General features: G+C 33.7%; 20 protein-coding genes. 17 read left to right on the top strand and 3 right to left on the bottom strand.

Annotated elements, in window-relative coordinates:
* The 15 genes from DPQ89_RS03445 (at nucleotide 1) to lon (ending at nucleotide 21,974) form a co-directional block, all read left to right on the top strand.
* Nucleotides 1-1,113, top strand: a complete 1,113-nt coding sequence (locus DPQ89_RS03445; protein WP_127715225.1) for a CDC27 family protein — start codon at nucleotides 1-3, stop codon at nucleotides 1,111-1,113.
* Nucleotides 1,114-1,204: 91 nt separating this feature from the next.
* Complete coding sequence (locus DPQ89_RS03440; RefSeq protein WP_127715223.1) at nucleotides 1,205-1,648, top strand: type II 3-dehydroquinate dehydratase; 444 nt, start codon at nucleotides 1,205-1,207, stop codon at nucleotides 1,646-1,648.
* A 15-nt stretch (nucleotides 1,649-1,663) separates the two neighbouring features.
* Entirely contained in the window at nucleotides 1,664-2,242 is a 579-nt protein-coding gene (efp, locus tag DPQ89_RS03435; protein WP_127715221.1) for an elongation factor P, read from the top strand.
* Between the two features lie 9 nt (nucleotides 2,243-2,251).
* A complete protein-coding gene (accB, locus tag DPQ89_RS03430; protein ID WP_127715218.1) occupies nucleotides 2,252-2,686 on the top strand; it encodes an acetyl-CoA carboxylase biotin carboxyl carrier protein in 435 nt (144 codons plus the stop codon).
* Between the two features lie 14 nt (nucleotides 2,687-2,700).
* Nucleotides 2,701-4,044 carry an acetyl-CoA carboxylase biotin carboxylase subunit gene (gene accC, locus DPQ89_RS03425; RefSeq protein WP_127715216.1) on the top strand — a complete coding sequence of 448 codons (1,344 nt, stop codon included), beginning with the start codon at nucleotides 2,701-2,703 and terminating at the stop codon, nucleotides 4,042-4,044.
* Between the two features lie 60 nt (nucleotides 4,045-4,104).
* Complete coding sequence (locus DPQ89_RS03420; RefSeq protein ID WP_127715214.1) at nucleotides 4,105-5,691, top strand: hypothetical protein; 1,587 nt, start codon at nucleotides 4,105-4,107, stop codon at nucleotides 5,689-5,691.
* Nucleotides 5,684-9,727: a translocation/assembly module TamB domain-containing protein gene (locus DPQ89_RS03415; protein WP_127715212.1), complete on the top strand. Its 4,044-nt coding sequence runs from the start codon at nucleotides 5,684-5,686 to the stop codon at nucleotides 9,725-9,727. The genes DPQ89_RS03420 and DPQ89_RS03415 overlap by 8 nt, the downstream gene beginning before the upstream one ends.
* The gene (locus DPQ89_RS03410; RefSeq protein ID WP_127715210.1) at nucleotides 9,715-12,588 is read left to right on the top strand and encodes an outer membrane protein assembly factor; all 2,874 of its coding nucleotides are present in this window, start codon (nucleotides 9,715-9,717) and stop codon (nucleotides 12,586-12,588) included. The genes DPQ89_RS03415 and DPQ89_RS03410 overlap by 13 nt, the downstream gene beginning before the upstream one ends.
* Nucleotides 12,589-12,768: 180 nt before the next feature.
* Nucleotides 12,769-13,209, top strand: coding sequence for a 50S ribosomal protein L13 (gene rplM, locus DPQ89_RS03405; RefSeq protein WP_127715207.1), 441 nt, complete (start codon nucleotides 12,769-12,771; stop codon nucleotides 13,207-13,209).
* Nucleotides 13,210-13,223: 14 nt separating this feature from the next.
* Nucleotides 13,224-13,628: a 30S ribosomal protein S9 gene (gene rpsI, locus DPQ89_RS03400; protein ID WP_127715205.1), complete on the top strand. Its 405-nt coding sequence runs from the start codon at nucleotides 13,224-13,226 to the stop codon at nucleotides 13,626-13,628.
* A 62-nt stretch (nucleotides 13,629-13,690) separates the two neighbouring features.
* Nucleotides 13,691-16,276 carry a hypothetical protein gene (locus DPQ89_RS03395; RefSeq protein ID WP_127715203.1) on the top strand — a complete coding sequence of 862 codons (2,586 nt, stop codon included), beginning with the start codon at nucleotides 13,691-13,693 and terminating at the stop codon, nucleotides 16,274-16,276.
* 100 nt (nucleotides 16,277-16,376) lie between these two features.
* Nucleotides 16,377-17,102 carry a hypothetical protein gene (locus tag DPQ89_RS03390; protein ID WP_127715201.1) on the top strand — a complete coding sequence of 242 codons (726 nt, stop codon included), beginning with the start codon at nucleotides 16,377-16,379 and terminating at the stop codon, nucleotides 17,100-17,102.
* 3 nt (nucleotides 17,103-17,105) lie between these two features.
* Nucleotides 17,106-18,917: a matrixin family metalloprotease gene (locus DPQ89_RS03385; RefSeq protein WP_127715199.1), complete on the top strand. Its 1,812-nt coding sequence runs from the start codon at nucleotides 17,106-17,108 to the stop codon at nucleotides 18,915-18,917.
* A gap of 74 nt (nucleotides 18,918-18,991) precedes the next feature.
* Nucleotides 18,992-19,465: a hypothetical protein gene (locus tag DPQ89_RS03380; RefSeq protein ID WP_127715197.1), complete on the top strand. Its 474-nt coding sequence runs from the start codon at nucleotides 18,992-18,994 to the stop codon at nucleotides 19,463-19,465.
* A gap of 13 nt (nucleotides 19,466-19,478) precedes the next feature.
* Nucleotides 19,479-21,974 (top strand): endopeptidase La, encoded by a 2,496-nt coding sequence (gene lon / locus DPQ89_RS03375; RefSeq protein WP_127715195.1) that lies wholly within the window; start codon nucleotides 19,479-19,481, stop codon nucleotides 21,972-21,974.
* Between the two features lie 47 nt (nucleotides 21,975-22,021).
* On the opposite strand, the gene rpoZ is transcribed toward lon, so the two are convergent.
* Nucleotides 22,022-22,234 (bottom strand): DNA-directed RNA polymerase subunit omega, encoded by a 213-nt coding sequence (gene rpoZ / locus DPQ89_RS03370; RefSeq protein WP_127715193.1) that lies wholly within the window; start codon nucleotides 22,232-22,234, stop codon nucleotides 22,022-22,024.
* Between the two features lie 59 nt (nucleotides 22,235-22,293).
* A complete protein-coding gene (locus tag DPQ89_RS03365) occupies nucleotides 22,294-24,123 on the bottom strand; it encodes a long-chain fatty acid--CoA ligase (protein ID WP_127715191.1) in 1,830 nt (609 codons plus the stop codon).
* A gap of 107 nt (nucleotides 24,124-24,230) precedes the next feature.
* Here DPQ89_RS03365 and DPQ89_RS03360 point away from each other — a divergent pair, with 107 nt between their 5' ends.
* Both DPQ89_RS03360 and DPQ89_RS03355 read left to right on the top strand, forming a co-directional pair.
* A complete protein-coding gene (locus DPQ89_RS03360) occupies nucleotides 24,231-24,494 on the top strand; it encodes a hypothetical protein (protein ID WP_127715189.1) in 264 nt (87 codons plus the stop codon).
* Between the two features lie 32 nt (nucleotides 24,495-24,526).
* A complete protein-coding gene (locus tag DPQ89_RS03355) occupies nucleotides 24,527-24,766 on the top strand; it encodes a hypothetical protein (RefSeq protein ID WP_127715187.1) in 240 nt (79 codons plus the stop codon).
* Here the strand turns inward: DPQ89_RS03355 and DPQ89_RS03350 are convergent, their stop codons facing one another.
* Nucleotides 24,767-25,168, bottom strand: a complete 402-nt coding sequence (locus tag DPQ89_RS03350) for a hypothetical protein (protein ID WP_127715185.1) — start codon at nucleotides 25,166-25,168, stop codon at nucleotides 24,767-24,769.
* Nucleotides 25,169-25,286: the final 118 nt, after the last annotated feature.

Genomic DNA, 25,286 nt, shown 5'->3' with positions numbered 1-25,286 from the left:
ATGGCACAAAGTAATCAAATATTAGAAAAGTATTTAATGACTCTAGAGAAGGATCCTTCTTCTAGAGTCTTTGCGCCGTTAGCCGAATATTATAGGAAAAATGGATTACTTGGTCAGGCCATTGATACTCTGGCCCAAGGAATAAAATATAATCCAGAATATGTTTTGGGTCATCTTGGCTTAGCTTTTTGTCATTACGATAATGGCGAGCATAAGAAAGCGTACGACATTCTAAAGCCTTTGGTTGACTCGAATCGAGATAATATCAGAATGCTGAAGCTTTTCAGCGACATCTGTCTAGATTTAAAAAAGTATGATGAGGCCCTCGAATATCTAAAATACTTGCTATTTGTTAATCCAAAAGATGTTGATGCGGCCGAAAAGGTTCAACGATTAGAAAAAGAAAACGCTAAGTTTGGTCCTTTAAAATTTAGCTTTCATGATGATGAGTCAGATGAAGAAAAAGAAATTCTCTTCGATGTAGATTCAATGAGTAGTACTCCTGAAAAGGTTTCTGAAATTGATGAGTGGGTTAAGTTCGATTTAAAGCAAGAATCGACTGATGAGCCTGAAGATCTAAATGATTGGTCAATGAACACAAAGATAACACTCAAAGATCAATCAGCTGAAGAAGAGGTTCGAGAATTTAAAGTTGCTGAAAGAGTGAGTAAAGTCCCAGAGCAAAAGAAAGTTGATTCGGCAGTAATAACACACACTTTAGTTGATCTTTATTGTAATCAGGGCTATTTGGATAAAGCTAAATCTCTTCTAGAGAAGATATTAGAGTTAAACCCAACGGATATAAAAACAAAACTTAAGCTTCAAGAAGTGGAGCGAGTTCTTAGTGAGTCCTACTTTGATGAAGATGAAGAAGATCTTCCTATTGAGACGGTTAAAGAAGTAACTACTCAGCAAGACGAAACAAATGGTAGAAATGAGTTAATGAATTTATTTGATAGTAAATTTAACTCAGCTGCTGAAGAAGTTATAACTAACGAAGAGACGATACCTTCGCATGGGTCAGACAAGCAGGTAAATAAACTACTCGAAGATAAACTATGGTCCTTTCATAAAGCACTTTCGGCCAGGGCACTAGAGGTTCTCTCTAAGTAAAACCAAGTAAAAAATCTTTACAAAAAACTGATAGGTTGGTATTTTGACGCATTATTCTATTTGAATAGTTGAACAAATATCAAGGTATCACATGGTCAAAAAATTTATGGTTATAAATGGCCCTAATTTAAACTTGCTAGGTACGCGAGAACCTTCTGTTTATGGAGATAAGTCTCTTTCAGATATTGAGTTGTATACAGAAAATTCTTTAAAAGAATTAGGTTTTACAGATGTAGAGACGACCTGGTTTCAATCTAATATTGAAGGCGAAATTGTAGGAAAGATTCAGTCTCTGTTAAATCTAGACTATGACGCACTCCTAATAAATCCTGCTGCATATTCACATACTTCAGTAGCAATATTAGATTCTTTGAAAATGTTAGAAATACCTGTTATTGAAGTACATCTTAGTAATACTCACCTAAGAGACGCATACCGTCAGACGAAGTTGACTGCTAAAAGCTCTACTATCATAATGGAGGGGCTTAGACATAAGGCATATTTAATAGGAATACTTTCACAGCTAGTGAAATAAAGAGGATTGATATTTATGGGACGCGAACTACAAACAACAGAGCTTAAAAAAAGAGTAATGATTGAGCTTGATGATAAACCATATCAAATCATTAAAGCAGACTTTACCAACCCAGGTAAGGGATCTGCATTTACTATTTGTAAGTTAAAGAATTTAGAAACTGGTGCTGTTTTTGATAGAACATTTAAATCAGGTGTTGGAACAGGAGTGTACGAGCCAGATATAGATCTTAAAGTTGTTGAATATATGTACGGAGATAATGACGGTTTTAATTTTATGGATCAGACTACATATGAAACAATTCATGTGACAACTGACCAAGTTGGAGACTCTGCTGGTTATCTTCAAGAAGGAATAACTCTTGATCTACTTTTTTACAAAGGGCAGCCGATTGCAATTGATCTTCCAAACTTTGTTGTTTTAAAAATTAAAGAAACTGATCCAGGCTTAAAAGGTGATACTGCTCAAGGTGGAACCAAGGTAGCAATAATGGAAACAGGGCTTCAGGTAAAGGTTCCTCTTTTTATGAAAGAAGGGGAAATTATAAAAATAGATACAAGAACTGGCGACTATATAGAAAGGGCCAAAGCATAGGACTTAAAAATGGACTTTAAAGAATTAGAAGATTTTATTGCTATAGCGAAAAAAGCTGGAGCAAGTGAGTTAAAATATCAAAAAGATGAAAAGAAGTTTTCAATATCTTTTCCAGTGTCTGGTGCTCAATCAGTTCAGACTGTTGCGCCTATTGCTCAACCTGTTGCCAGTGCGCCAGTAGTTGCAGCTGCAAAATCTACGGAAGGTTTGGTAGATGTAACATGCCCATTTGTAGGAACGTTTTACAGAACTCCTTCACCAGACGCTTCAGCATATGTAAAAGTTGGAGATAAGGTTTCGAGTGGAAAGGTTTTATGTATTGTGGAAGCAATGAAAATCATGAATGAAATTGAATCAGATATATCTGGTGAAATTGTAGAAATTTGTGTTGAAAATGAAACTTATGTAGAGTTCGGACAAGTTCTTTTTAGAATTAAACCGTAATAACGGAATAGATTATGAAATTCAAAAAAATACTTATTGCAAATAGAGGCGAAATTGCAATAAGAATTGCTCGAACATGTAGAGAGCTTGGAATAGAAACAGTTGCTGTTCATTCGACAGCAGATGAGAATTCTTTGCACGTTAAACTTGCAGATGAATCTGTTTGTATAGGTCCGGCAAAGCCAACTTTAAGCTATTTAAATATTCCTAGTATTCTTTCTGCTGCAGAAATAACTGGTGCAGATGCAATTCATCCTGGGTTTGGATTCTTGTCTGAGAACAAAGAATTTGCTCAAATGTGTGAAAAGTGGGGATTAACTTTTATAGGCCCTAATATTGAATGCATTGAGAAAATGGGTGATAAAATTATTTCCAAAGAAATAGCGGAAAAAGCTGGTGTTCCTGTCTTGAAGCCAATTGCCGTTAATGGAAGATCCGATGAGGAAATTCTCAAAAATGTTAATGAAATGGGTCTTCCTGTTCTAGTTAAAGCTTCTGCTGGTGGTGGTGGCCGTGGGATGCAAAAAATTGAAAAAATTGATGATCTGCTTGTAACTATATCTAGATTGAAAACAGAGGCTAAGGCAGGTTTTGGTGATGATACTTTATTTATTGAGAAGTTTGTAACAAACCCTAGGCACGTTGAAGTTCAAATAATGTCTGATAAGCATGGGACAGTTCTTCACTTAGGTGAGAGAGATTGTACTGTTCAAAGAAGATTTCAAAAAGTAGTAGAAGAATCTCCATGTCCAGTTTTAAGTGAAGAAAGAAGAGAAGAGATATGTAACTCTGCTGTAGAGCTTGCTAAATATGTAAACTATGACTCTGTAGGAACTGTTGAGTATCTATACGATCAAGATGAAGATAAGTTCTACTTTATGGAGATGAATACACGAATTCAAGTTGAACACCCTGTTACTGAACAGAGAACAGGTGTTGACTTAATTGCTCAACAAATTATTGCTGCTTCTGGTGAGAAACTAAAATATTCTCAAGAAGATATTAAATTTGTCGGCCATTCCATTGAGTGTCGTCTAAATGCTGAAGACCCAAAGACTTTTGCACCTAGCCCAGGGCAAATTATTCATTATCATAGGCCTGCAGGTCTAGGTGTTAGAGTGGATGACTTTATCTATAGTGGATATAATGTCTCTCCTTTTTACGATTCTATGTTAGCAAAAATCATTGTTACAGGCTCCGATAGAGAAGAATGTCTAAATAGAATGACTAGAGCGTTAAAAGAAACAGTTATCGAAGGAATTAAAACTAATAGAGACCTTCATTTAATGATTATTTCTGATGAGGACTTTAGGGGCAATAATTACGCTACCGATTTTTTAGTTAAGAAATTGAAGTAAAATAAGAGTTAAGTAATTGTATTCATTTGAATAGAAGATTATTTAACTCAAGATTTTACTATGAATGATTTAATTGAAAAAATTGATTTAGCATATAATGAAAATAAGTTTCGAGAAGCTCTTAGATTAATTGAAGAGTTTCTTAATTCGAATTTTTTAAGCACGTCGCAACATTGCGAGTTGTTGGAAACAATTTTTCAGTGTCAGCCTGATCTTCAATTTTCACTTAGAGACTTGTATCTAGAAAAGTCTTTAGAGCAAAACTTTAAAAGAATTAAATTTCTTGAAGATACTCTTTGTAAGCTTTCAAAAAATCAAAAAATACACATATATAAAAATGCAAAAAGAATATATCTTTCACTAGGTAAACTAGAAAAGTTAGAAAACCTTTTTTCTTCTATTAAATCTGAATTTTTAAAATATAAGTCATACTCACTTCTTCTCGAAGAGGTTGAGAATCTAGAAAGAGAAGGACTTGAAGATTTGCTTACAGACAAAGAGAGAATGGAAATTAACTATGGTCTTTTTAATATAGACTATTTTAAAAAGCTATATGAAAGATCTCTTCAAGAAGGCTCATCACCATTATCATATAGCAAAAGTGCTGTTGATTTCTCTAATGATATATGGAGAAAACAAACCTTTGCTGTTAAAGAAAAAGTTATCAGCAATTCAAAATTTTATAATATCGAAGAAGCAAAAGAATTTCTAAAAGGCATTTACGAATTGCTAATCGTTGATAGTGAGACAGCGTATGTTCTAAAATACTTACTACATTATTGTAAAGTTTTTGGAAATATGCCATTGGCGCAAGCGAGCTTCTCATTACTGACCAAAGAATCCAAGGATACTTTTGGCTGGAGCGAAAATGATATAAAAAATATTCCGAGAGTCGAAAGAGCTGACTTTGAGCAAATAGACCTAGGAGAGGACTTATTTGCGAGTGATGGAAAAGAAAAAGAGTTAACTATTCAGAGGCTTGTTAATCAAATCCAACTCCTAAATAATCAAGATGATTTAGCTGGTGTTACAAAGCTTTTAAAACAGTTGCGTGAGTTAGATGAAGAGCACTCTCTTGTTAAAGAACTAGGAGAGAGAGAGCATGGAAAGCTTGGGTCGAAATTAAAAACATACAAAAAAAGTATAACTGAAATTCAAGAACAGTTATTTAAAGAACTTGGAAGATATTCTTCTGAAGAAATATCCAATTCTCAAGAAATAGATCATCTTGAGAGGGTAAGCAAAAAGTTTATCGAATTATCCCAAAAAGAATTCTTGACGAAAAATTACAATAATCTCATTTACACATTTAACACACTAGGGTTTTATAAGGTTTCAATTAAACTCATTAATATTCTTCTCATAGATAGTGAAGATATCTCCATAAAGTTTAAGGTTGAATTGGTTTATCTAAAGTGCGAAACACTAATAATGTCAAAAAATTTATATGGTGCTCTTAATGAAATTGAAGAGTTTCTCGAGCAAGAGCCATTAACTCAAAAAGAAAAAATAAACTTCTGGTATCTTAAGGCTGAAGTTTTGAGAATGCTTGGAAATAAAAGGGAAGCTCTTAAAGTTTACTCTAAGGTGTTTAAGATTAATAAGAATTATCGGATGGTATCAGACAGGTTAAAAGAGATTGAATAAATTAAATAGAATTTTAATAATTTTTTCTATCTTTATGTCTTTCTTTGTAATGGCCACGTGGAGTTTTATTCAGTCTGAATATTTTGGTAAAATATTGGCCAAAGAAGTTAATGAAACAATTTCTTCGCAAACAGATTTTGATATAACTTTTTCTCATATTGAAATTGAAATGTTTCCTCCAACTACATCGTTGAAAAATGTCAAAGCAAGAAACAAAGAAAGAAGTGTATATGAGATAGATATTGTAGCTGGTGGTTTATCATTAGCTTTTGGTATTAGTGATTTCTTTAGTAGTAAACTATCTATTGATCAAGTTGGTTTTGAAGACGCCAAAATAAACTTTAAATTAAATAAACCTAATACAAATAGTAAAGATTCTATTGAGTACTCTAGTATATTTCCATTAATTAAAAATATTTTAACTGAAGACCTTCCTGTCAGTATTAAAGGAGTTCATCTTAAAAGGTCAACGGTATACTCTAAACTGGCCAGTGGTTACTTTGAATATTTAGATGCAACACTTTATAAGAACGTTTTAGAGACTAATATAAAAGCTCATAATTTAGAAGTTTCAGAAGTTTTAGTTCCTGACAATAATTACAGAAAGTTTGATTTCTTATCTCTTGATTTTCATTTGAATTCTAAAAAACTACTGATCAAGAATAGTGAGCTGTGGAAAGATACACAGAAACTGTCTCTTGATGGTGCTTTAATTTTTAAACCTCTTCGAAATATAGATTTTGCTGGTTCTGTTTACTTGCGCGGTTTAATTGAGAAAAATGAGTATGTTAAGAATAATATTGAACTAAGTAAGTTAAATATTAGTGGTGTTTATGAAGTTAAGGCAGATGTTGTAACCAATCTAAATGAGGTAAAGAGTGTAGACGGTTCTATACGAATTGTAGATTTAAAGTCAGAGTATGCAAATGTAGATAGCCTATTTACTCGCTTTGATGTTAAGGACTCCATACTTAGTATTGAAAATACATATGTAGAGCATAATAATGGTTCAGCTGAATTATTTAACAGAGTCGGTGTTTTTAATTTAAAGACAAAAGAACTTCTTAGAAATACACTTAATGCCAAAATTAAGAACTTACACACAAATTCGATGTTATTCGCACTTCGAGATTCTTTAGATATATTAAAAGGCCGTGCTACAGGTAATGTTGATATCTTGTGGGATGGAAAGGATGTAACTTTTTCCATTTATGAAGGAGCAAAATTTGAATCTTTCAAATTAGCACTACCTAAGACAACGCCTATCCTTGAAAACAAATATATAAAAATTAACTCTGGAGTTGTGAAGATTCTTAATGAAGGAGTAAGTTTAGATTTCGATCTCGCTACAGGGGAGAGCACAAAGATCCGTGCAACAGCTTTACTTTCTTCTGAACGAATTGATGTTGATGTAAGTGATTCGTTTATCGACTTTGAAGAGTTAGGACCAATATCAGGGCTTCAGCTTAAAGGAAGCGGCCCATTCGATATGGTAATTAAGGGTATTACAGATGATGTAAACTTTGACTTTGATGTTGATTTAAAGAATGCTGAAATTCTGGGGTACAACTTAGAGAACTTTAAAAGTCAGTTAACTTTGGATCTCGAAGAGTTAGTTCTCACTATTAAGAATGGAAAGGGTGTTGCAAAAGGTTCAAGGTACCTTGCCGATGGATATTTAGATTTTAAGAGAGATAAGTTGAATATCTCTGTAAATATGCTCTATTCAGATTTAAAAAGTTCCCTTTATATCTTAAAGCCAATCTTAAAAGATTTGTCATTCTTGCATGTACCATATTTATCTTATTCTTATAAGGCACAGGTGAAAATTAGCGGTGGTATTAACCCTGATGACCTAATCGTCTATGGTCTTGTTGAGGGGGTTGATCTTCAAATACTTAGAGAGAAATCAGAATCTCTTTCATTTAATTTTAATTATGCAAACAATCTACTAACCTTTGATCAAATTAAACTAAGACACGGATCTGCAGAAGCTGTTGGTAAGTTTAATATGAATTTAAAAAGTCAGTACTTTGAATATGATGCAAAACTATTTAATGGTCACTTAGAGGATTTAGAAGTTTATCGTTTTTTAGATTTAGGTTATGCAAGTGAGGTTTCAGGCGAGTTTTATGGGAAAGGAACTTTAGATGATTTCTCAACACGTTCTCATTTAAAGTTTACAAATAGTTTTTTGGGAAATGTTCAAGTGCCAGAGTCACTTTTAACTATTTATAATAATTCTAAAGAAGTTTTTTCTAGTGGTAATTTATTAGGAGATAGGGCCACTTATAATATGTATTTAAACTTTGACAAAAATACTACGCAGAAGTCTTACTTTAATTCCTTTATTAATTTTAAAGATATAAGAGAGTTGGTTGGTATTCTTTCAAATCATAATATGGAAACAAAAGATATCTCGGGATTTTTAAAATCTAATATATCTTCCTCTTTTTCTGTTTTTGATTTAAAAAACTCTTCAGTAAGTATGAAAATGTCTGAGTTTAAATTCAATAAAGGGTCAAAAGAACTATTTATAGATGGAGAAGAGGCTTTTTTACATGTCGTGAATGGATCTTTGGATAAAGTTCAAGTCAGTTTGAAAAGTAACGAAAGTGATTTTTTCAAAATAGAGGGAAAAGGCTCCCTTGGAGAAGAGTTAATTTTAGAGCAGAAGTTCAAAGTTGATGCATCTCTCTTGGAGCTGTTTAGCCGTAATATATCTAAAACTACAGGCTACCTTAGTGGGCAAGGAAGAATTTATGGTAATATCAATAACTTTGACTTTGATCAAAGTGTAAGTGGTGAAAATATATTTTTAAAATTAAGTAATGTTCCTACTTCATTTTCAGGTATGAACTTTAATTTAGTCATTGACGAGAATTCAATTTTCTTAAATGAACTTTCAGGGTTCTTTGGTAAGGGAAATGTAAATGGTAATGGTGTCGTAAAATTAGTACTACCATATCCAGAGGTAGACTTAGCTTTTGAGTTTAAGAATAGTTATTTACCGCTTTTTAAGAAAAGTGGTGTTCTACTTTCAGGAAAAGGGAAGTTAGAGGGGAATAAGTTTCCTTACTTATTAAATGGAAGTGTAACTGTCTTAAACGGAACAATAAACGATGAGCTGCAGGACCTTTCCCCTCCTAGTGTTAAAGGAGATCAGGTTCATGAAAAATATGTTCCGGAGAATAAGTATAAATCTAATTTCGATTACTTTGATTTAGATATACTGTTAGATTTCGACAAGCCTGTAATAGTCAGAAACCTTCTTACTGATCTTAGGTTGGTAGGGAATGGAAGAATTAGAGGGAAACCATATAAGCCTGAGCTAAATGGTATCGTAGAAGTTGTGCCAGGACTTTCAAAGTTATTGTTTAAAGGAAACGAATTCATTATTAAAGAAGGAAGCCTAACCTTTACTGAAGAGAAAGGCCTTGTTCCTGAACTTAATTTTAATGGAAGTAGCCGAATTAACCAGTATTCTATCAATTTAGATCTTTATGGTATGGCCAATGATCCTCAGCTCTCTGTGTCTTCTGATCCTTTCTTAAACCAAGAAGATATATTCAGTCTTTTAACACTTGGTTTTACTTCTGAGATATCAGACGAGCTTGAAGAAAAAGACTTACGATCAGCTACAACACTAGGAATTGGAACACTTTTATTTGATCAATTACTAAAAAATCAAGGACTAAGTTCGAAGCTTGGTTTAAAGTTAAGTGTGCTACCAGAATTTCAAGAAGACGAGTCTTCATTATTAAAAGGAAAATCGGGGGTCTCAGATACTGGATCGAGTAGGTATAAGACGGCAACCAAAATTAAATTAGAAAAGAAGTTAAGTCGTAATGTCGATCTTTCTCTTTCTAGTACGGTAGGTGGTTCAGCAGAACAAAAGCAAGAGATGAATATCAATTATAATGTCTTAAAGAATGTTTCCCTTGAGGGAGTATATGAAGTTAATAATGGTGATGAAGAGCAGTATCAAGAGCCAACATCATTTGGAGTGGATTTTAAAATACAATGGTCATATTAAGAGTCTTTATATTTATTTTATTTTCCTTTGTAGTTCTCGGAACTAGTGCAAAAGGTGAGGAGTCTGTAAAGAGTTTAACTCTCAATTGTTCTGGCGACGCCCAAAAATGTTCTGACTTAGAAGGGATTGTAAAAAAGAAAATTAATGAAGGCCTTAATCTAGGTAATGCAAGGGAATATTTTAATTTATTGCTTTTTGATATTGCTATAGCTCGCTTTTCTTATGCATTTAATAATGAAAATCTAAGTCTGAATGTTGAATACTATAAAAAAGTTTCTTTGTTTCAAATTATTCACTCAACAGATATTGAGACTAAAACACTAGAAAGGCTTGTCGGTATTAGAGAAGGGTCTTTTTACAAAATTTCAGAACTTGAAAAAGCTAAAGAACAAGTTTTAAATTACTTTGTTGAAAGAGGCTATAGTAATGCAAGTATTCATGTAAAGCTTATCGAAAGAGACTCTAGAGTACGAATTGATATGTTAGTTAATACTGGAGAATACTCTATAGTTAATGAAGTTCGAATCGTTTCTACTTCGAGTGATGAATCGTTGGAACTTATAAAGAGAAGATTTAATAAATTTCAAAATAAAGTTTGGAATAAAATTGATATCAAGTTTGATGTTGATAGGCTTTCTTCAGACTTATTTAATGATGGTTACTTTTCCTCAACTGTTTCCATTTTGCCTGTAGTTTTTGTTGAAAAGAATAAAGTACAAATAAATTTAGAGGTAGATTTAGGGGAGAAACATAGTTTTAGCTTTCATGGAAATCAGATGTTTAATCATCAAGAAGTTCTTAATATGATCAAAGAAGGAGTTAAGTCTAATCTTGGTTACTTTAAGGAGTCTGATCTTATAGATATCGTAAAGTCTATGTATGATAATGTAGGAGTTTTCAATACTAAGATAAGCGTTTATAAGAACATTGGAACTGATAAGTACGGTCAATCTTTTGTAAATTACTTCTTCAATATTACTGAAGGGGATAAAATTGTTATCAATTCGCTCTCTTTTGTAGGAAATAGTGAAATATCTTTAGAAGAAATTCAGAAACTTTATTTCAACGACTCTTCAGTTCTAATTTCAAGAGGATTTTTAGATCGTAACTACATAAACTCTTTTAGCGTGAAATTGAAAAACAAGTATCTTGAAAATGGTTATGTTCAGGCTAATGTTTCAGCGCCTCGTGTTGTATTTTCTCCTAACAAAAGAAGAGTGGATATTGAGTATCGAATCAAAGAAAAGCAGCAAGTGATAATAGAAAAATTAAATTTAGAAGGTGTGCCTTTAAAATATAGAGAAGAAATTCGAAAGTTACTTATAAACAAGAAGATGAAACCTCTGAATGTATTAAAAGTAGATGAAGATATTGAAAAGACTACGACTTATTTAAAGAACAAAGGATATTTCTTTGCTGAGGTTAAAAAACTTGAAACTTCTGAAGTTCTTCAATATGACCCGAGTTTTAGCAGGGCGACTTTAAATATAAGCGTTGAAGTCGGTGAGCTTGTAACATTTAATAATTCGTTAGTCTCAGGTTATTCAAAAACAAAGAAAATTGTTCTTGATAGAGAAATTAAATATCAAAAAGGAGATATCCTTACACCTTCTTCAGTTCAGAATCTAAAAAATCGTTTATCTTCTTTAGGCCTCTTTTCTAAAATTGAGATAAGGCCACTAAGGGATAAAAGTAATAAAGGTTATAACTTGTTAATTCAAGTTCAGGAAAAAGATTTTGGTCAAGCTTATGTTGCTCCAGGATATAGAACAGACCTTGGTTATAAATTATCTGCAGGGACTAACTATAATAATATCGGTGGAATGAATAGAGTTGGGTCTTTGAGAGCACAGGTAAACCGTAGAACAAGCTACAGAGCTTTCGATCCAAGAAGACAAAGTGAACAAAAGGATATGCTAGAGTATTATGTTAGGGCAAATATGACGGAGCCTTATTTTGCACCTTTCCTCTTTGGTGATCAGATGGAGGGAGATGTAGCTTTAGCTGTTGAAAGAAAGAGGTATTATGAATTTGATGCTGACAGGTATAGAATCGCACCAAGTTTATCAAAGAGTTTTAATAAAATCTTCTCGGCCTCGTTAAAGTACCAATGGGAAAGAATTAATCAATACGATGCTAGTTCTGCGATTAATAATGATGACTTTAATATTGGTGGTATCACTCCAGGGTTTTCGCTAGATTTTAGAGATGATCCGATTAAGCCAACGAAAGGTGCTTTCTTTAGTCTTTCTAGCGAGTTTGCTAATCCTTTCTTTGGCTCTATGAATAATGAGTCTATTATTGTTAATTATTATAAATTGGTATCGAGAAACAGAATATATGTACCAATTCAAAATTTCGTCTTTGCTTTCAGTGGAAGCTTTGGTGTTCAGCAAAACTTTTCTTCAAATCAAAAATTTGATGAAAATGGCCAACCAATTTATGACGAAGATGGCAATATTACAACAGATGGTTATATTCCATCTATTAAGGTGTTTAGATTAAATGGGGTTGACCTCGTCAGAGGTTATGCTGAGGATGAAATTAATATTTTGCCTGACGGTCGAGATATTGGTGACGTTATTATAAGAGATAAGGCCTATTTTGTTAATCTGAAGTTTGAAGCGAGATATTCGGTAAATGATTCATTGATAATCGGCCCATTCTTTGATGCCGGCCGCGTGTTTGTTAATAATATCGATATGTTAGATCTACGTAGTTCTGTAGGTTTAACGCTTAAGTATGTTACACCTGTTGGAACATTGGATTTTGATTACGGGATCAAGACTCACAGGATGAAGCATCTTTCTGGTCTCGAAGAAAGTTTTGGACGGTTCCACTTATCTATAGGCTTCTTCTAGTCTCTAAATAATATACATTTTAATTGATTAAATTTGAAGAAAATACGTAATGATCATTTTTTGGTCTTGACTATAGGCCCAATAATCCAGTATAAGGTCTAACACTCGTATTTTGAGTAAAGATAAATCAATGCATAGCATTGTAAAACAAGTAAATATATTTTACGTGGAAGGTAGTTTATGTACACGCAGAAGTCTTTTGTATTGAAGCCAGCGGACGCAGACAAAAAGTGGCATCTAATTGATGCTCAAGACAAAGTTGTTGGAAGACTTGCGACCGAAATAGCAAATATCCTTAGAGGTAAGAACAGTCCAAAGTATACGCCTCATACTGATTCAGGTGATTTTGTAGTCGTTATCAACGCTGACAAGGTTGTTTTTACTGGGTCTAAATGGGATAACAAAGTTTATCACTGGCACACAAACCACATTGGTGGATTAAAATCTAGAACAGCTAAAGAGCAATTAGAAAGAAAGCCTGAGCAGATTCTTATGAATGCTGTTAAAGGAATGCTTCCTAAGAATTCTTTAGGTAGAAAACAACTAACTAAGCTAAAAGTTTTTGCAGGTGAGGCTCATGCTCACGAAGCTCAAGCTCCAGTAGCTTATGCAATTAAATAAATAAGGATATTGTAATGGCCACTAAAGGTAAAACTTACGATGCACATGCTGTAGGAAGAAGAAAAACTTCTGTTGCTAGAATCTACGTAAAAGAAGGTTCAGGAAAAATTACAGTTAATAATAGAGATTTTAAAGAGTACTTTGATAAAGGTACTAACAGATACGTTGTTACTCAACCTCTTAACTTGATGAAGATTGCTGATAAGTATGATCTTAACATTAATGTTCAAGGTGGTGGAACTACTGGTCAAGCAGGTGCTGTTAGACATGGTATTTCAAGAGCAATACTTAAGCTTGATCCTGCTTCAAGAGCAGAATTAAAAGCTGCTGGATTCCTTACTCGTGACGCTAGAAAAGTTGAGCGTAAGAAGTACGGTCTTAAAGGCGCAAGAGCTAAGTACCAATTCTCGAAACGTTAATATTTGTTTTAAGATATTATTTAAGGGCCCACTGTATGTGGGCCTTTTTTGTTTGAGGTTTAATGACTCAGAACTTTATTTCCATTAAAGGTGCTCGCACGCATAATCTAAAGAATGTAGATCTTGCTATAGCACTTAATTCGATTACATGTATTGCTGGTCCGTCTGGTTCTGGAAAATCTTCCTTGGCATTTCACACTTTACTTTCTGAGTCTAAGAGAAGGTTTATGAACTCCTTTCCGGGGGATGTTAAGTTTTTTTGGGATATTCCACAGTCTGCTGATGTTGATGAAATATTTCCTGTTCTTCCTGTGTGGGGGTTGGCGCAGACTAATCCCGTTGTGGGTTCAAGGCCTTCAGCCGTTGATTTAGTTGGTGTTAACGATCAGTTGAGTAAGCTTATTTTTAGCCTCGGTGATAGTTATTGCAAAACCCATAAGCAAAAATTTGTGGAAAAAATAGCACTGAACCAAATAAGAAACTTTTTAGAAGCTCATGACTTAGAGAACGAAGCTGTTCATTTTTTCATGGAGAGCACTTCTTTTAAAAAGATCTATGGTGATAGTTTCTTGCCTGCACGATCATTCTGCGACGAAGTCAGAGCTTTTAATTATGAAGATGAGTATTGGGAACTATTTAGAATTAAAGGTACTAGGTTATCGAGTTTAGATAAGAAGTTTAAAGAGTTAAATTTAGAAAATATAAATGGGTCTCTTAAGGTTTTTATCCCTTTAAGGGGCGTAACTTCTTCCTTTGTTATCAGTAAAGAGAGGTCTTGCCCTGTTTGTGACGAGTCTATTGGTATAAAAATAGATAGTCCTCAGAACTTTTCGGCCTTTACGCCTTTAGGTGCCTGTAGTGTTTGTTCTGGACATGGAATGAACCTTGAGATCGATAGAGAGAAAATAGTAAAGAATACTTCTCTTTCTCTAAAAGAAGGGGCGGTTAACTTTCTTAGTTATTCTCGTTTTGAGCATATCTTTCCAGTAATGCTTAAGGAGGCTAAGAAATCTGGATTTGATATAACTATACCCTTTTGTGAATTGCCTTCAAAAGTATGGAACTTTTTAGAAAAAGGTTCAGGGCAATATGTTGGTCTTGAAAGTCTCTATGAGTACTTAGAGTCAAAAAGATATAAAAAGAATGTTCGTATTCTTCTTCGTTCATTAAAGACTGAGGTTCTCTGTCAAAGCTGCAATGGAACAAGACTTAAAAATGAACTTCTATCTTTTTGTATAAATACTAAACAAAGGACAAGTGTTCAGGACATTTTAGAATATACTTTCTCGGAACTGTTGAACTTTTTAGTTCGCCTAGAAAAAGAAGGGGCTGAATTATTAAACTGGAAAAACTCTCAAAAAATAGTTAAGCAATTAATTGAAATTTTGAAAGTGTCAGTTGATTTAGGTCTCGGTCATCTTAAACTTTTAAAAAAAGTTAAATATCTATCAGTTAATGATTATCAAAAACTTTTATTAGTGAAGTATCTTTCGTTTCAAGGGTCCGGTTCACTGTTTGTACTAGATGAAGCAAGTTTAGGAATTGATCTTGATGAGCAAAAAGTACTGTTGAAGTATTTAAAGAAACTGAAGAAGAATTTAAATACAATTTTACTTGTAGACCATAGTGAATATTTGCAAAAAAATAGTGATGAAGTTATTGTCATGGGTCCTGGTGCCGGGCATCTTGGCGGAGAGATTGTTTATCAGGGAAAATTTAGAAATAGTAAAATAGAAATGCCTACACCTTCAGGTGACAAGCTCAAAGAGCTTAAATTGCCAAAAGTTATGCTTAATGGAGAGAGTAGAGATTTGTCACTTTCTATTGAAGGTATAAATGTAATTAGAGGAAAGAGCTATTCTCTTAAAAAAGATTATTATATTGAAGCTGTTGCTAATATCGTCTCTGAGGTGTTGGGATTGGAGAAAATTTCAAGTCAGCAGGTTCAATTTTCAAGACCCAAAGGATTGGTAAATTTTAATAAGGTTCTAGTTTTAAATTCAAAATTCAACAGGTACAGTTCGCGATCAACTGTAGGTACAATGATTGGTTTAACTCCTTTCATTAGAAAATACTATGCTTCTTTAGCCGTTTCTAAAAATTTAGGTCTTAAAGATGGTCATTTTTCTCCTAACTCTGACTTGGGGAAGTGTCTGAGCTGTGAAGGAAAGGGTGTTCATAATATCGACATGCAGTTTCTAGAAGATGTCGTATTGTCATGTGATGACTGCAATGGAATGAAGTTAAAGCCTTTTATCGCTACAATTTCAGATGGAAACTTCACAATAAATGAGGTTTTTACCAAACCTTTGTCTGAAGTTCTTCCAAGTGTAAAGTTAACTCCTAAAGGGAGAAGGATCTGGGACTACTTAAAACTGCTGAACTTAGACTACTTAAACTTAGATAGACCTTTGAGCTCTCTTTCTGGAGGGGAAAAACAAAGGTTGAAACTATTGTCAGAATTACAATCTAGTATTGAAAACTCTCTCGTTATTTTTGAGGACCTCTCTTTTGGCCTTTCTAGTACAGAGACTCTTAAGATCTGTGAATTTTTAGAAAGCTTAAAAAATAAGGGAAATACTATTATTTTAGTTGATGAAAATGTAGTTTTCTCAAATTTTGCGGACAGAAATATTGAATTTCAATAAGATTTCAGTGGGTTGGATGTTCATTTAACCGATCATTTCAGTAAAGAATTCACAAAAATAGCCGATAATATTAGTAGGGCATATTATTTTAGGGCTATCTATGAATCGAATTTTATTACTTTCAGTTTTCTATTTCCAATTCAATGTAATGGCAACAACCTTTATTCCATTGAGTTTGGATAAACAATTAGAAGAAGCTGACGGTGTTGTTCTAGGTGAGTTCAAAGGTCTTGAGTATAGAAAAATAAATGATGGAAGAATTTTAACTGAAGCAACCTTCAAAATAATTAAGAGCGCAGGTATAAAACAAAGTGAAATTGTTAATAAGAATAATTTTAAAGTGGTTTATCCTGGAGGCGAATGGCAAGGACTTGTTTATAAAGTTTCAGGAGCACCGAAATTCTTTAAAGATGAAAAGTCACTACTAATTCTTAAGAATACACCTTATGGCTACTCTGTTAAAGGTCTTGGAATGGGGAAGTATGAAATTTATAAAGAGTTTGATAAGACTTATTATAAGTCCGCAGTGTTTCCTGGACATGCTAAACTTGGAAAAATTTCAAGCAAAACACTAAATAATTCTCTAGAAAAGATGTTGGGAGAAAGCCTCGTAACTAAATCATCTGATCTGTTCGTGTTTAAGTCAAATACAACAAAGAAAGTTAAAAGTGAAGGTAGAGCACCAGCTAGTATTGGTAACTCGAGAACTGTCGCTGAACAACTAGATAAAAAAGAAGAAGAAGCGTCTAACCCATATTGGTTAGTAATTTTATTTGCATTTATGGGTGCATATTCAGCTTTCTCAATGAGAAAGCACAGGAAATAATTGATGCTTAAGTCTTGGAGCTTAATCCTCGTTTCATATTTTATTTGTTTTTCTAGCTATTCGTATTTAGTTATGAGAAGTGATGCTGGACAATTTAATAAATGGAATAGTTCTAGTAATATAAATTTCTTTCTAACGAATAGTGTTCAAGGTATCTCTAGCTCAGATGTAGATAGTATCGTTTTTAGTTCAGTAAATTCATATAATTCAATAATTTCAAATTCAATTAATCTTCTTATATCTAATGATGGAGAAGTTTCTGGACGAAATGACATTTACCAATTGAGTAATGATGTCTTTTTTAGTGATAGCTCTATAGTAGCCGTTACAACAACTCATACTGACTCTGTAACTGGTAAAATAGTTGAAGCTGATATCGCTCTTAGTAGTACTTATTCATTTTCAAACTCTGCATATAATAAAAACTATCTCGGCAATGCGATGACACATGAAATTGGTCATGCTCTAGGTTTAGATCATAGTCAGCTTAGAGATGCCACTATGTTTTTTGAAACGAAGAAAGGACAATACTCCTTACACAGTGATGATAAAAGTGGTTTAAAGATGCTATATGGAGAAACATCAGAAGGTAATATCACTGGGATCGCTGCAGGGGGCTCTTCATTAGTGAGTGTTTTTGGAGCACATGTAACAGCTTTTAGTCAAAGTAGTGGAAAGGCCATTACTTCTACTGTAAGCGATGATAATGGTGCATTTACACTTAGTAATCTACCTCTTGATGATACATACTTTATTTATGTGGAACCTATAAATGAGGTAGGGTTAAAAACTCAATATTATAATGTGGTTAAAAAGAATTATTGTGACAATGGAAATTCATATAAAGGTGGATTTTTTCAAAGATGCTTTGGAGATGATAGAGGTAAGCCTTACGGAATAAGCTTGAATAATTCTCAAAGCTCGGTAAATATGGGTTACGTATCAATTAAGTGCGGCCTGGAGGTAAGTAGGGAGTATATGATTTCTAAGGGAGAAACTTTTACTCCTCAAATTGTAACTAAAGATACTAACTCTACTTATGTTGGAAGTTCGCATGTTGGATTTTTTAATACAAAGAGTATTAACGGTGCGCTCGTTTTTGATGATCTATATGATGACTATAATTTAGACTTAAGTCTTTATGATTTACACGCAGACTTTCCAGGTAAAGACCTATACTTAGAAGTTCGAATTGCGACTCAACCTTTTTACTCACCATTAAGAGTTACTACTATTCTTAATCATGAAGATTACTTATCACCTGTTTATGAACCATTTCTGGCTTCAAGCCTTCCTGTTGATACAGATGGCAAATATGATTTAAGCATTACACATCGCCTACCTATTTCTACTGTTCAGCTCAAGAATATTTATAATCTTAAAATTGTTCCGAGCAATATTGATCAAGTTCATTCAATGGATGAAAATCATCCTTTAAGTTATGAAATATTTTCCCTTTCAAGATCAGGCTTTAATGAAGATAGGCATTTCTATTTCATAACAACAAGACTAGTTGAAAAAGTAGGGGTTGATTATAAGCAAGTTAGCCAAAAGAACTTTGGAACACTGACAGACAACTCTTCTTGTATGGATGGAGCTCAGACTTATTCAGTAACGGCCAATACGATTAGTAATGGTGATAATTTAAAAGCAACTAAGAAAAAGAGTGACGATTCAGCTCTTCCTGTCGCTTGTGGCTCCATTGTTGATATCAATTCTGGACCTCCTGGTAATGGACCTTCTGCGTCATTGCTTACTGTGCTATTTATGATGATTTCTCTATTAAAGTTAAGTTCTTCTAGAATTCTCGAATAAAAGCTTGGATTACCGCCTAAAAAGTTTCATAATATTATAGATGTTAATGACTGATATCATTAGGAAATTACACTATGAGAAAATGGATTTTTTCAACTTTATTTATAATTCTAAGTTTTAACTCTTATTCGCAAAACCTTTTGGGTGAAAGAATTCGTCGTGTTTCTAGCACAAAGAAATCTGTCTACTTTGACAGTGGAATTTTTCACAATGGTGGACCTAAGAGAAGTTCGACCCTAAAGGCCATGCGGCACTCTTACTCTTCTAAGAGAGGATACGAAAGAATTGTTTTCGATTTTACTTCGGCCGAGATTCCAAGAGTGTATGGAAATATTTCATCTGGAGAAAAAAAGCTATATGTGGATCTCTTCAACACAGCTCTAAGTGAAAATATTAATTCATTTGGAAAAAGTAAATTTGTAGATGAAGTTAAATTTTTTCCAATTAGCAAAGAATCTCTCTCAATAGAATTAACATTTAGTAAAGTTGCTAATGTTGATATTTTCTACCTTAGTTCACCAGGTAGACTCGTTATAGATATTAAATAATTAAGGAGACGTAATGTCAGATTTTGAAAACGAATATCAGGTTCAAATCTCTGCAAATGAAAGCAATGAGACTAACTTTCCTGAATCCGTTGTTATTATACCTATTATGAATAGCCCGATTTTTCCGGGAATGATTGCACCTATAATTTTGACAGAAGATAAGTTTACCCCTGAATTGGATGAACAGCTTCTTAAGACTGGTTATATTGCTTTAAACTTAGTGAAGTCTGATTTAAAAGATGAAACAGGAAACTTTGTACCAGATGAAGAATTAGATTTAGATGCTAGAGAAATTACTCCAAAAGATATTTATAAAGTAGGTGTACTTTGTAAGGTTGTAAAAAAACTAAAGCTTCCAGATGGTTCAGTTAATATTTTAGTTCATGGAATCAAGAGATATAGAGCATCTGGTATAAGCCAAAAGACCTCTCTTATTATTACTAAGATTGATGTATTTGATGATATTTTAGAGTCCGATGAAGAGCTTGATGCATATACTCGCTCTGTTATAAATCAAGTTAAAAAGCTTAGTGAGATTAATCCTTACTTCAATGAAGAGATGAAGCTCGCAATGTTAAATCCACCTTCACCAGGGGCTTTGGCCGATCTTGTTGCTTTTGCAATTTCATTAGATATTTCTGAGGCACAAGACTTTCTTGAAACACTTGTGGTTAAGAAGAGGTTTGCTAAGCTTCTTGTTTACTTAAAAAGAGAAAAGGATGTTGCAGACATTCAAAAGAAAATATCTGATGAAGTTAATGATAAAGTTAATAAGTATCAAAGAGAATACTTTCTAAGAGAGCAGCTTAAGGTGATTAGAGCTGAACTTGGAATGGATGAGGATGAGAAGTCACGTGACCTTAAGAAGATGCGTGAACAAATTGAAGAAGCTGGCTTACCTGAAGATACTTTAAAATCTTTAAAAGAAGAAATGGATAGGTTAGAAGTTATTCCAGAAAGTTCTCCAGAGTATAATGTTACAAGAACGTATATTAACTGGATGATTGATCTTCCTTGGAATAAATCTACTGATGATAAAGTTGATATGCCAACAGCAGCTAAAATTTTAGAAAAAGATCATTTTGGCTTAGAAAAAGCTAAAGAAAGAATTCTTGAATTCTTGGCAGTGAGAAAGCTTAAGCCAGGATATGATGGAACTATTCTATGCCTTGCAGGTCCTCCTGGAGTTGGTAAAACTTCCTTAGGGAGAAGTATTGCTGAATCTCTTGGAAGAAAATTTTATCGCTTTAGTCTTGGTGGAATGAGAGATGAGGCCGAAATAAAAGGTCATAGAAAAACTTATGTAGGAGCAATGCCAGGGCGTATAATCCAAACTTTAAAGAGAGTAGAAGTTAATAACCCTGTTATTATGCTAGATGAGATTGATAAACTAGGTCAGTCATTTCAAGGTGATCCTGCATCTGCATTATTAGAGGTTCTAGATCCTGAACAGAACTCTACATTTATTGATAATTACTTAGATATACCTTTTGATTTATCTAAAGTTTTATTTATAGCAACTGCGAACTATTTAGGTGATATTCCTGAACCTCTTTTAGATAGAATGGAAGTAATAGAGCTTAGTGGTTATACGATTGAAGAAAAAGTTTCAATTGCTAATAAATGGGTAATACCTAAGCAACTTAAGAAACATGGTTTATCAAAGGCTGATTTCTCATTAGGTATTCCTGTTATTAAGAAACTTATATCTGATTATGCTAGAGAGCCTGGTGTAAGGGTGATGGAACAATATATAGCCAAGCTATGTCGTAAAGCGGCCTTGTTAAAAGTCTCTGCCAAGAGAAAGGCCAAGAAGTTTTCACCTCTAGCGAAAGACTTAGAGGGCTTCGTAGGCCCAGCTAGATATCAAAGTGATATGGCACAAAAATTTGTTCCTCCTGGCGTTGTGACAGGTCTTGCCTGGACTTCATTTGGTGGAGAAATATTATTCATTGAAACACTACCTCTTGCTGGAAAAGGTGGCTTTAAGCTAACTGGACAGTTAGGTGATGTAATGCATGAGTCAGCCAACCTTGCTTATAGCTATGTTAAAAAGCTTCTTCAACTTGAAATGGAAGCAATAGCTAAAAAGGCACCAAAAGTTAAAAAGAAAAAAAGTGATGATCAAGATGATTGTGAAATAGAGCCAGAAGATTATTTATCTGAGCACGAGGTTCACCTACACTTACCTGCTGGAGCAACTCCTAAAGATGGGCCTAGTGCTGGTATTACAATGGCCCTGGCTTTATATAGTCTAGCTACAAGTAAAAAAATAAGACCTCAACTTGCTATGACTGGTGAGTTAAGTCTTACAGGTAAAGTCCTTCCAGTTGGTGGAATAAAGGAAAAGGTTCTAGCTGCAAAAAGAGCAGGAATTAAAGAAATTATTTTACCAAAAGACTGTGAAAAAGATCTTATTGAAGTTCCCGAGAGACATCGCAAGGGACTGAAGTTCTATCCTGTAGAACATTTCGATGAAGTACTAAAGATTGCATTTAAAAGAAAATAAAAAAAGGAGCTTGAAGCTCCTTTTTTTTATATGTGAATTTTAAGTTCTTAGAATTCGTCAGAATCATACTCACTAACAGGAGCATGCTTTACTTTACCTGCTGCAATTTCTCTTAAAGCAGTAACAACTTCTTTATTTTTACTTCTTACAAGTGGATTAGAACCTTCTCTCAATTGCTTTACTCTCTTAACAGCTAAGTGAACAAGTTCATATCTGTTTTCTACTTTTTCTAAGCAATCTTCAATTGTAATTCTGGCCATTTGATTCTCCGTTAAATAAAAATATCAATATTGATAATTATGACAAATTGAGCATAAAGTCAAAGTTTCTTTTGCTTGTATAGTGCGTCAATTTCTTCCTTGAACTTCTCTAGTATAACCTTCTTTTTTAGTTTTAGCGAAGGGGTTAAAAGTCCATTTTCTGGGGTAAATTCAACTGGTGAAATGTAAAAGTCTTTAATGGTTTCAAACTTTGCCAGTTTTTCATTGATTAAGGAGATCTCGTTAGAAATAAGTGCTCTAACTTCCTGATTTTTTGATATTTCTTCAAGTGTGCAGTTCGACTTAAGCTCCAGTTCATCTAGATGCTTTAGGAAGCTTTCTTTTTCAATTCCAATGATGCCTGTTAGATATTTTTTCTTGTCTCCAATAACCATAAAGTGGGAAATGAAGGAAGTAGTTTTCATCATATTTTCAATTTTTTGTGGGGCAACATTCTTACCACCAGAGGTTATGATGATGTCTTTTTTTCGATCAGTTATTTTGAGGTATCCGTTATTGTCTAGTTCCCCTATATCCCCAGACTTAAACCAGCCATCTTCCATCGCTTTATCTGATTCGCTTTCATTTTTATAGTAACCACTAAAAAGAGCAGCAGTCTTTAGAAGTATTTCTCCATCATCTGCAAACTTAATTTGTGTGTCTCCAAGGGGGAGACCAACTGTTCCGGCAGTTTGTTTTGATACAGGATTTAGAAAGCATGGGGCAATTGTCTCTGTTAATCCATATCCTTCCAGAATAGTTAAATTTGCATTTCTTAGAAATAGAATAATTTCCGGAGAAAGTGGGGCGCCACCTGATACGAAGAATCGAATTTTGCCACCAAAGCGATCATATATTTTAGAGAAAACTGTTTTGTATGCAATATTTTTGGCCAATATAAGTGAGCCAGGAGGAGATTTGTCTAAATCTAGGAAATCAAAATACTTGGTCGTAATTTCATTTGCCCAGTCGAATACTTTCTTTTTAACAAGTCCCTCTTGATTAATTTTTTCAAGAGTCTTGGTATAAATCTTTTCAAATATTCTAGGAACGGCAATCATTATCGTAGGTCTTGCTAGACTTATGTTATCAACTAGTTTTTCTATACTTTCCGCATAGATAGTCTCTAATCCAAGACAGAGTCCTAGCATGGAATCACATCTTCCTAGAACATGAGAAAGTGGTAAAAATGTTAATGTTCTGTCTGAGTCGCCGATATTAGCGCTTAGGCTTTGTCTTACATTATTTAGCATTGACCAAAAGGCCTTATGTCTAATTAGAGCGCCTTTTGGAAGTCCAGTTGTACCGGATGTATATACAATTGATGCGAGAGAATCATCTTGTACGCTGTTAATTAACTCTTCAACTCTTAGAGGTCTTCTTTCATGTATTTCTTTACCTGCACTAGAAAACTCACCATGTTGAAAAAATCGTATATTATTAGAAAGCTGCGTGAGTTCTTTTTCTTCTATTTTTTCAATACAAATAATGGTTTTTAGGAATTCTAGCTTCTCCTGTACTTGAATGACTTTTTTCAATTGAACTAAGGAATCGATAATTAAGCACTTTGATTCGGAATGATTGAGGATAAAGTCTATTTCTTCAGCTAAGTATGTAGGGTATATCGGAACAACTACTGCATTTAGACTCAAAGAAGCAAGGTCATATATATTCCAGAGCGCAGAAGTATCAGCTAATATCGAAATTTTGTCATTAGACTTGATTCCTATCTCTTCAAACTTGAGCGTTAAGTACGATATTTCTAAGAAATACTCACTCATAGTGATGGTTTTAATAGTATTACTTTCGATCCATCCGATAGATTTTCCATTAGGTGATTTCTTATATCTTTCTAATAATAGGGAAGGAATATTCTTACTTAGATTCATTATTTTAAAAGCTCCAAAAGATTAACTGTGATTTCAAGACAATACGAATTTCTATTATTTCCATAATTTTAATCTATTAGACACTGAAAAGATAGAAAGGAGAGCTTATGAAAAATGTAGTCTTAGTTTCAATATGTGGAAAAAAAGTAATACGAAATAAGTATGATATTTATTACTCTTTCCATTTTAAAGGCTATCTAAACGGTCAAAGGGTAACATCTGTAGAAGTGTGTAAGCCGTTAAGGGGCTCTATACTAGTCGGTGAAGAGTATGTAATGTTCTTAGAGGTAATTGAGAATTGCCGAGGTGTATTAAGAACTAAGTTGATCAAATATAAGGAACTCAAAAAGATTTGTTACGTTTGTAAATGATGTGATAGAATAATTTTTTAAAGGAGCATCTTATGAGTAGTACAATTGAAGAAATGGCCATGGCCGAGAGAAAGTTTCTACATGATTTAAGTAACCAACTCGTTGTAGCTCAGGGTATGGGTAATATTGCCTTGAAGAAAATAACTTCTGATGATGATCAGATTGTTGATCAAGGTATAATCGACAAGCTAGAGAAGTCCTTGAGAGCTGTAGATAAGATGGTCGTTTTAGTAAAAGAGCGAAGAACAAATCTTCACTCAATCACTATGTAATTACTTAACTTTTACGTTTACTCTATCTCCAACCATAAAGCTGCCAATATCATAAACTTTTTGATCCTTGCCAACGTTACTTTCTTTAAGTGTCGCTATTGCACTTCCTTTTTCGGAATGAAGCACTTCTAATTCACCAATCTTGATATTGTATGTATATCTTTCTTTTCTTTTATAGGGATCAAGTCTAGAGATAGTTCTTACTACGTCTAGGGTTGTGCCTTCATTAACACCTTGTTCGCTACCAATATTTACATAGAAGTTTTTGTTAACGACTTCTTGCTCATATCCCATTGGTAAATCTTGAACAATACTGAAAATAATAAAATCCCGAGCAAATGCCATGCTCGCTGTGAACATAAAGATGACACCCATTAGAATTTGCAGGTTCTTGCGTTTCATAATCTTTCCTAAGTTGCAGGTTGACCGAAGTCTTATAGAGCTTATCGATAGAAAGGCAGTTGAACTAAAGAAAAGCCCAACGTTAGTCGGGCTTTGTAAAAAATTGCCGTATTGAGGC

Source organism: Halobacteriovorax sp. HLS, assembly GCF_004006665.1.
Taxonomy (GTDB): Bacteria; Bdellovibrionota; Bacteriovoracia; order Bacteriovoracales; family Bacteriovoracaceae; genus Halobacteriovorax.
The sequence above is the reverse complement of the archived record's forward strand: the minus strand, read 5'-3'. Positions and strand labels throughout refer to the sequence as shown.

Coding starts and splice junctions, on each gene's coding strand:
- DPQ89_RS03445 (WP_127715225.1), top strand. CDS start 1: ATGGCACAAAGTAATCAAATATTAGAAAAGTATTTAATGACTCTAGAG.
- DPQ89_RS03440 (WP_127715223.1), top strand. CDS start 1,205: ATGGTCAAAAAATTTATGGTTATAAATGGCCCTAATTTAAACTTGCTA.
- efp (WP_127715221.1), top strand. CDS start 1,664: ATGGGACGCGAACTACAAACAACAGAGCTTAAAAAAAGAGTAATGATT.
- accB (WP_127715218.1), top strand. CDS start 2,252: ATGGACTTTAAAGAATTAGAAGATTTTATTGCTATAGCGAAAAAAGCT.
- accC (WP_127715216.1), top strand. CDS start 2,701: ATGAAATTCAAAAAAATACTTATTGCAAATAGAGGCGAAATTGCAATA.
- DPQ89_RS03420 (WP_127715214.1), top strand. CDS start 4,105: ATGAATGATTTAATTGAAAAAATTGATTTAGCATATAATGAAAATAAG.
- DPQ89_RS03410 (WP_127715210.1), top strand. CDS start 9,715: ATGGTCATATTAAGAGTCTTTATATTTATTTTATTTTCCTTTGTAGTT.
- rplM (WP_127715207.1), top strand. CDS start 12,769: ATGTACACGCAGAAGTCTTTTGTATTGAAGCCAGCGGACGCAGACAAA.
- rpsI (WP_127715205.1), top strand. CDS start 13,224: ATGGCCACTAAAGGTAAAACTTACGATGCACATGCTGTAGGAAGAAGA.
- DPQ89_RS03395 (WP_127715203.1), top strand. CDS start 13,691: ATGACTCAGAACTTTATTTCCATTAAAGGTGCTCGCACGCATAATCTA.
- DPQ89_RS03390 (WP_127715201.1), top strand. CDS start 16,377: ATGAATCGAATTTTATTACTTTCAGTTTTCTATTTCCAATTCAATGTA.
- DPQ89_RS03385 (WP_127715199.1), top strand. CDS start 17,106: ATGCTTAAGTCTTGGAGCTTAATCCTCGTTTCATATTTTATTTGTTTT.
- DPQ89_RS03380 (WP_127715197.1), top strand. CDS start 18,992: ATGAGAAAATGGATTTTTTCAACTTTATTTATAATTCTAAGTTTTAAC.
- lon (WP_127715195.1), top strand. CDS start 19,479: ATGTCAGATTTTGAAAACGAATATCAGGTTCAAATCTCTGCAAATGAA.
- rpoZ (WP_127715193.1), bottom strand. CDS start 22,234: ATGGCCAGAATTACAATTGAAGATTGCTTAGAAAAAGTAGAAAACAGA.
- DPQ89_RS03365 (WP_127715191.1), bottom strand. CDS start 24,123: ATGAATCTAAGTAAGAATATTCCTTCCCTATTATTAGAAAGATATAAG.
- DPQ89_RS03360 (WP_127715189.1), top strand. CDS start 24,231: ATGAAAAATGTAGTCTTAGTTTCAATATGTGGAAAAAAAGTAATACGA.
- DPQ89_RS03355 (WP_127715187.1), top strand. CDS start 24,527: ATGAGTAGTACAATTGAAGAAATGGCCATGGCCGAGAGAAAGTTTCTA.
- DPQ89_RS03350 (WP_127715185.1), bottom strand. CDS start 25,168: ATGAAACGCAAGAACCTGCAAATTCTAATGGGTGTCATCTTTATGTTC.